The sequence below is a fragment of the Zarconia sp. genome, assembly GCF_057467645.1.
The window spans coordinates 1-7817 of the sequence record NZ_JBRJXU010000086.1 but is presented as its reverse complement, the minus strand read 5'-3'; the positions used below and the strand labels follow the sequence as shown (position 1 = coordinate 7817).

At 49.8% G+C, this 7817-nt stretch carries 7 protein-coding genes; 3 read left to right on the top strand and 4 right to left on the bottom strand.

Annotated elements, in window-relative coordinates:
• Positions 1-411 precede the first annotated feature (411 nt).
• On the bottom strand, positions 412-1578 hold the full coding sequence (locus tag AC2215_RS13170; RefSeq protein WP_486810468.1) for a HEAT repeat domain-containing protein: 1167 nt from the start codon (positions 1576-1578) through the stop codon (positions 412-414).
• An 849-nt stretch (positions 1579-2427) separates the two neighbouring features.
• On the opposite strand from AC2215_RS13170, the gene AC2215_RS13165 reads away from it, so the two are divergent.
• From AC2215_RS13165 to AC2215_RS13155, 3 genes are all read left to right on the top strand, one after another.
• The gene (locus AC2215_RS13165) at positions 2428-3921 is read left to right on the top strand and encodes a chloride channel protein (protein ID WP_486810467.1); all 1494 of its coding nucleotides are present in this window, start codon (positions 2428-2430) and stop codon (positions 3919-3921) included.
• A gap of 292 nt (positions 3922-4213) precedes the next feature.
• On the top strand, positions 4214-4468 hold the full coding sequence (gene nrtS / locus AC2215_RS13160; protein WP_486810466.1) for a nitrate/nitrite transporter NrtS: 255 nt from the start codon (positions 4214-4216) through the stop codon (positions 4466-4468).
• Between the two features lie 292 nt (positions 4469-4760).
• The gene (locus AC2215_RS13155; RefSeq protein ID WP_486810465.1) at positions 4761-4907 is read left to right on the top strand and encodes a hypothetical protein; all 147 of its coding nucleotides are present in this window, start codon (positions 4761-4763) and stop codon (positions 4905-4907) included.
• A gap of 94 nt (positions 4908-5001) precedes the next feature.
• On the opposite strand, the gene AC2215_RS13150 is transcribed toward AC2215_RS13155, so the two are convergent.
• The 3 genes from AC2215_RS13150 to AC2215_RS13140 form a co-directional block, all read right to left on the bottom strand.
• A complete protein-coding gene (locus AC2215_RS13150; protein WP_486810464.1) occupies positions 5002-6219 on the bottom strand; it encodes a DNA double-strand break repair nuclease NurA in 1218 nt (405 codons plus the stop codon).
• Between the two features lie 73 nt (positions 6220-6292).
• A complete protein-coding gene (locus AC2215_RS13145; protein ID WP_486810463.1) occupies positions 6293-6844 on the bottom strand; it encodes a hypothetical protein in 552 nt (183 codons plus the stop codon).
• Between the two features lie 240 nt (positions 6845-7084).
• A complete protein-coding gene (locus tag AC2215_RS13140) occupies positions 7085-7447 on the bottom strand; it encodes a hypothetical protein (RefSeq protein ID WP_486810462.1) in 363 nt (120 codons plus the stop codon).
• Positions 7448-7817: the final 370 nt, after the last annotated feature.

The window sequence follows — 7817 nt, the reverse complement described above, 5'->3', positions numbered from 1 at the left end:
GGAATCGGGATGAAGTACTTTGCTCCCCTGCAACCAGATGTAGCCAGTGCGATCGCTTCGCTCATCAAGAGGCTTGCCAACCGCCCGAATCTCACCCAGAGTCGGCATCCCGTCGACGTCGCGGTCGCAAAACTGACGTTATTTAGTGTGACGACTCGATTGACGATCTCAATCGAGATTGAGATCTAGACGGTTTCCGATGATGGATCGACACTCTTATCCCACACCCAAAACCTAAAAACGTCAGTTTGGCTTAAGCTATCTCGCGAGGATGCAGGCTCTCCAAGAGGTTCAGGCACTCAGCCAGCCGATCTTCATCGAGGCGACAACACGCTCGTCATCTGATCGCTGGGGAGATGAAGTACTCCATCCCCCGATCCGGAGTTCCCGAAGCCCAGAGTCAATTGTGACCTAACCGAGATTGCGACTGCTATATCCACGGGAGCATACTGAGAGCTTCTCATAGGCGGCGATCGCATGAACGCGCACCCGCTCGTCTTTATCCTGCTGTAACCTGAGGAGGGGTTTTAAGGCCTGCTTGTTACCCAATCTCCCCAATTCCAGAGCAAGGTTCAAGCGCACTTCCGTTTCTTCGAGGGCGGAGTGTCCCGAATCGACCCAGTTTATCAAAATTGAAGCGGCGATGGGTTTGAGGCGAGAATTGTCGATTTGTCCCAAACTGGAAACGATCGCCTCACACACGCTGGTGGATTCGAGTTGCAATCCTTGCCGCAAGTATTCGAGTGCGAGCAAACTACCGATCCAGGAGAGCGATCGCACGATTTCCAGTTGCAGAACCGTAGGAGTGTAGGGGGATTGCAACACTTGGAAGAGGGCAAAAGCTGCCGCATCGTTGTTGCAGCGACTCAGGGCGATGGCGGCTTGCTGGCAGACGGACATATCGAAATCGTACAACCGTTTTTTGAGCAAACCCACCAAATCTAACTCGGCGAGTAAATCCGATCGCAATCCCAAACCGATAGTGGCTTCCCGGCGCACTCGGCTAGATAAATCATCGAGGGCTTTGACTAAAATCGGGGTAATGCGCGGATCGCGAAACTGAAGCAATGCCGACAAAGCAACAGCGCGAATTTCGGGGTTGTCGTCGTCGCTGGCGTCGAGGAGGGGTTGAATAATTTTGACATCCCGCATCTGGGCGAGCGCCCGCACCGCAATTCCCCGCCATTGAGGTTCCCCCAGCAAGCGATATAAGGGTTCGATCGCCGGTTGCCCTAAATTCGCCAAGGTTGTCGCCGCCATGGACTTTACCTCTTCGTTCTCCGTGGTGGTGAGTAAGTCGATGAGGGCGCAAATGGCTTCGGGGCGATCGTATTTGCCTAAAATGCGGGCGATGAACCAGCATAAGTCGACATCGCCTTCGTCGGTTTCGAGCAACTTCACCAAGTGGGGGATGGCTTCGGTTCCCAGTTGGGGAAACTGTTTGCTGATGTCCCAGCGTTCCTGGAAATCTCCCAATTCCAGCACTTCTAAGGCTGTGGCGAGGGTCGCACTCATCTGGGGCTGGGGGGTGGCTTGGGTTGGAGTTAAACCTTCGGATCGAACAGTATTGGAAGTCACAATCTTTGCGGGTAATAAATTACGTTTTTATGAACTTTTTGATGAGAATATTTATGGGATTTTTTATGGGTATGGCTTGGATTGGGGGCAATTTTTGCTCTGGGAGAGAATCTCCACGGGGGAGAATATTGCCAGATCGAGACTTCACAGGGTAGATTGGAAGGCGATCGCACCCATCGATTGTATCCAGGGAATTTACTGAGTTTCTTCGATCTCGACACATCGAAAAAATACGAGAAAGTACGGAGTTACGGACTTTCGAGCCTAGAGGTTTCCCCAAGCTATCCATCAAACTTTGACCGATTTTGCCCCCATCTTTGACAAGGGGGGACATGGGGCAAATGTTACGCAGATTTACTGACGAAGTTGATGCAACTTTTGGGAGATCGTTCTCTAGCTTGAGATAACTCTGGGTTCGCGGCAACCCTGAATTTGACGATCGGATCGATCTATATGCAATATACGAATTAAAAAATAGCAAATATTGAATAAATGCAAATTATTTGGTAAAAAAAAATACATATTGAAGAATTGATTCTCTTTAGCTTGAGACTTTCCTCCTCTATCTCAAGACTCGATTGCCATTGAATTTAAAATCGGTTCATTTCTAGAAACCCATCGGGTTGTGTCGATAGAATTTTGTCTATAAATTGGAATATCTTATCTTCACTAAAATCCGTTCGCACCGAAAAAAACAATCGGCTATACTAAATTAGCTCAACAAAAATAAACGTTATTTTATTCGTAAACTGCATTAAAATAATGCGCAAAGCTTGATAGTTTAAAAATAATAATGGCTTCTGCTGCTAAAAGTATTAATACCTTCGACTTTACTGGCAGCATATTAAGATGGCAGCAGAAGAACATCATTCTCAAATATCTTCAAATCCTCACATTTCCAGCGAAAATGAAGACGAGCGAGAAATAAAGACTTTTCATATTTTAAGTTGGTTCCAGGGTGAGGCGATCGAAAACCTGACAGCGCCCCTTAAATACTGGAATCAAGATAGCCCGATCCAAGAAAACCAGCTCAACTACACCCAAACCATCGTCGGTGCGTCGATTATCGGTATTCTCGGTGGCTTAGTTGCTACCACCTACTACTTCGTCCTCGAAAAGCTATTACACTTTGTTTGGCATACCGGACCTGAGTTTTTAGACCCTTTTTTCCCCAGTTGGTTGCCCAGTTGGAACTACGTTTGGATCGTCACTACCATCGGCGGTTTCTTCGTTGGATTATCCCTGTATTTCCTGGGTTTACCCGGTGAAATGGCCGCCGTGATTGAAAAGGTTCACGATCCCGGTTGCATGGAGACTCGCCAGACCCCCGGCATGATTATAACCTCCCTCATTTCCATCACCGCAGGAGGCAGTGCGGGTCCGGAAGCCCCCTTAGTGCAGATTAACGGTAGCTTGGGAAGCTGGCTGGGAACCAAACTCAATTTAGCCCTGCGCAGTGTCCGAATTCTTACCTTCTGCGGCATGAGTGCGGCGTTGGGTGCGTTCTTCGGTGCCCCCATCGGTGGTGCGCTGTTTGCCCTGGAAATCCCCCATCGCCGGGGTTTAGAGTACTACGAAGCAATCGTCCCGGCAATCGTCGCGGCAATTTTCAGTTTCTCCATATTTCGCTTCGGAACGGGTCTGGATGTGGGCGGTATTTACCGTTTCGAGCTGTTCGAGACGCTTCCGACTTTATCCTGGACGAATTTGCTCGAAGGGGTACTGTTGGGTTTGATGGGTGGTGTTGCTGCAACCCTATTCGTCTATATCTTCCGTTGGACGAAATCCTGGATTGCCTCGATCGAACACCGACATATTTTGCTGGCAACTTTGGGGGGTTTGTCGATCGGATTAATTGCCCTGCTATTTCCCCAAACCCTCTTCTTTAGCGAAGAACAAATTGAAACCGTTATCGAACAAGGGCCTGCATTGGGGGTGACGATGCTTCTCGGGATTGCTCTGGCGAAGATGTTTGCCATCAGCTTTACCCTCCACGGTGGATTTCGCGGTGGATTTATCTTTCCGTTGTTCTTTATCGGTGCGAATTTAGGTCTGGCTGTTTCGATCGCTTTTCCTCAATTCCACCCCACTATTGCGATGCTGTGTTTGATGGCTGCGGTGAATGTGGCGATTACCAAAACCCCCGTCAGCAGTACAGTCATTTTAACGGTACTTTCCGATACCACCATTCTCCCGGTGATTGCAGTGGCCAGCTTTACCAGTTTCCTGCTCACCAGTAACGTCTCCCTGCTCAAAACGCAACGCTCTCGCAGTTTTGCCACCGTGCTAGAACCGTCTGACGAAGAAGAGAATCGAATTAGCGAAACTGTTCTGGTTCAATAGAGTGCGACTAAAAAATGGAAAATTAGAGAAGTCGATCCAGAAAAAATGGGGTAAGAATTAACGGTTGTTGACTCCTACTCCATTTTTTTATCGGGAATAGGGAATAACGCCATGTGCAACTTGTACGAGCCAAAACCTGACAACACGGGGGGAAGGGAAAAAGGGGGATGTTTCGACTCGCTCACCATCCTTTCGATTGCCTAAAGTTGCACATCGCGTCAATAGAAAAAATATTGCTTTAATCGTGTAAATCAACCAGCGTAAAGTGCTGTCATGATATTTAAGTAAATGTATGATGAATAAAATAAAATTTAAACCTTATTATTTGAGTTTAGTCGATCGAGAATTTAGGCGGACGGCACTCAAAGTTGCGTTATTTGTTGGCTCTGTTTTATTTGCAATTAACCACGGCGAGGCACTGTTGCAGGGTAAAATGAATCGATCTCGATGGATTTCTGCTGGATTGAGCTATCTAGTTCCCTACTGCGTTAACATTCACGGTCAGCATACGAGTCGAGTTCGAAAAAGTTTTTTTAGTAATCAGTAATAAGTGGGAATTAAGACGGTCAGCATTCAGCCTTAAGTGCTCGGATTTTGACTTTTATTCCTCTTCTGTCAGAAGAGATGGCTCGGGTTGCACTTAATAGTCACGAATTATCCGAACTTGATATGAGATCGGATCCGGTTCAATGACCATAATACGCCAACTGTATGGGTAGTCTTTCCCTCCTGCTTCCTGGAACCTCCTGGAGCCTCCTCTGCCCTCAACCCTTAATTAACGTCAGTTTTGGATAAGACTGTTTCCGGTGAGGGCGGGGAATGGGGAATGGGGAATAGGGATGAAGTACTTTGCTCCCCTGCAACCAGATGTAGCCAGTGCGATCGCTTCGCTCATCAAGAGGCTTGCCAACCGCCCGAATCTCACCCAGAGTCGGCATCCCGTCGACGTCGCGGTCGCAAAACTGACGTTATCTATTCACAATTGACTGTGGACTTTGGGGGCGACCGGGGGAAGACCTCGGCAAAACGACAAAATTGTCCGGTGTTGTCCTAACAGCCCTAGCCGTTGCGATCGAACCCTCAAGCAATACTGCCCCGCTTGCGCGTCTCCTTGTAGGAGGTGCCCACGTTCTTCAACCCCGATCGAATCATTTGCTGTTCTAAGAGGGCAAAAAAGCGATTTCGATCGCCCCCGCGCACCACCGCCTGGTTGTGAGATTCCGCCAGGGAAACGGGATAGCCGTATCCTTTCATGACTTGTCCGAGCATCATACTCAACGCCGAATCGAGCAGTTGCGAATCCTCGGCAACCCAGGCTGGCAGGTCGATTCGGGCGACTTCCGCCCCGACGTGAACGTGACAGAAATACATCTGCTGGGTTACTCCGTACAGTTCGAGAATCGGACTCGACGATCGCCACAGGGGACCGCGCTGTCCGGGTTCGAGGAGAACCGACCACAACACGGTATCTCGCAGGGGATCGAAGACCTGGCAGGGGGCGCGTTTGGGTTTGCCGGAGGTTTCGAGAAAGCCAGTGTAGGGACAGTGGGTATTACAGTTCGGTTCGGGATGGGGACAGGCTTGCAACCGCAGAAAATTAATCGCCTCGCTGCTGCGGGAGGCACTCAGATAACCCATCAGGGGAACCCCCGCTAAGCGCAACCGGTTCCAGGCGTCGAGGATGGGGTTGAGGATGCGATCGCGCGCCTCGGTGGGCAGTCCGTCTAAAAACCAGTAAATCAGAGAACCATCCACCATCGCCAGGATGGGAACGGGATTTTTTGGCGGGGGAACTCGTTCGGTTATCGCTAAGTCGGCCAGTACCGTGGCTTCGGATACCGTCCGCCGATAGCCCATCCACTCTTCGGTACGAATGCCCCACTGTCGAGATTCGTAAAGGTCTTCCGGTCGGTAGAAAACTTCTGGGAGGCTATCGAGAAGGGGATGGCGGCTTTGTCCGTAGTGCAACACCACCCGTCCGACATTAATCAGGTAGCAGTAGGCGATTTCGTGGTGGTTGGGGGCAATTTGAGATCCGTCGGTGGCGAGGACGGTGTGGGTGGTGGGGGGTGGCTGTAGCTGGATGCGCGTGGAGAGGGGTTCGACGGGTTCGGCGGCGTTGAACCAGATGCGATCGCGCCACTGCTGCTGCTGGGTGACTAATTGCGACTGTCGGGCGATCGCTTCGTCGAGATACTTTTGGGCCAATTCCAACCGTTTGCGGGCGGCGATCGCTTCCTGGGCCAAATGCTCGCTGATACCGGGCATCTGTCCGGCGAGTTTAGTCAAATCCAGCATGGCTTGCCGTTACATTTCGACACTGCTTGACATTACGTACCCAGGCTAATTGTCAATTGTCAATTGTCAATTGTCAATTGTTGGGGACTTCGACAATCGCCGTGGCTTGAATCGGTTGACCGTTGTGGGCTAAAGCATCATGCTGGTTGCTATTCAAACTGACGGTAATTTCGTGTCGCCCGGGGGGTAACTCTCCCAGGTAGTACCAGTTGCTGTAAAGCCGAGTAATTTTTTCGCCATTGATGTAAATATGGGCGTGTCCTTCTCCGGGACGATTCGCCAGGTTTACATTTTCGGGGGTCAGGGTAAAGTTTTCGAGCTGAACTTCGAGATTCCAACCCGTGACGCTATCTTCGCGCACCGCAACGCTGATGGCAGGAATCGGTTGACCGGCAGGAATTTCCATCGTACCGTGATGATGCCCTCCGCCATGACCGTCGTGATGCCCTCCGCCATGACCATCGTGATGCCCTTCTCCATGTCCTTCCGCAAGAGCATCGTGGTGTTTAGCTAATTCGGAGGCAGTATCGATCGCCGTTGGAAAAGCTAAAGAATGAAGGGGATCGGATGCAATGCCAATACCACTCATTAATGCTAATGACGCAAAAAATAGGTATTTCTTCATCTTTTCCCCATCCAATCTTCGAGTAACAGTTGAGTTGCACTGAGGCAACGTCGAGAGGGCGATCGCCCTCTATGCAGCTATTACTAAAGAGGGAATCTAGAGTTTTGTCAAAAGACAGCATGTCAAACTTATTGGAGCTGCTCTCTGGAAAAAGTGAGACAGCACAGCAGAGAGATGATGAAGATCGCGGTTCAATTGCGTTCAATTTCGAGCGCCAAAACGGCCCACCCAAAGCTGACTCTATTCCGGTTGTTGAATTTTATTGCGAACCCCAGTAACCAAGGCTTCTCCCAACCGAACGAGGATCTGGGGATAGAGAATGGCAATCGCGTTGAGAACCAAACAGGTAGCCCCCAAACTCAGCAAGATAAAGGTTTGCGCTTGGACGACACCCACCGCAAACCAAGTCCAAACGTGCAAGACCATGGCGATCGCACAGACACTTGCGATACCCACAGCAGTTCGGATGTGAGCGACGGGACGATTCATCCCGGTAACGATCAGGGTTTGTAGGGTAAAGATGAGGTTTGCCGGGACGAGAAAAGCACAAATGGCAAGGCAATGGGTGCGGGAATATTCAGCGATCGCATTTAAATCGAGCATGCAGTTTTTAAATGTTTTGAAATAGCGAGATTTTGAGGAGCCTGGAGTTCAAAAGCTTGGTTTTGAATGTCAGACTGTCAACCTTTCATGATTTTGACCGCTCCCCTGTTGAGAGTCAATGTTTCCCTAAGTATAATTCCCTAACTCAACATTCGTTTTGGATAAGACTGTTTCCGGTGAGGGTGGGGAAGGGAGACAAGGGAGACAAGGGAGATAGCAACAACTGACCCATGATTGACTGACCCATATAGCTAAGCGCTCCGCGCTTAGGACATAATGAAGTGTGTTCCTCGATCTTTTGACATCCAGCCATGGCGATTCCCTACAGTTACGATTTGCGTATGAAAGTTCTCGGGGCCATCGACGGGGG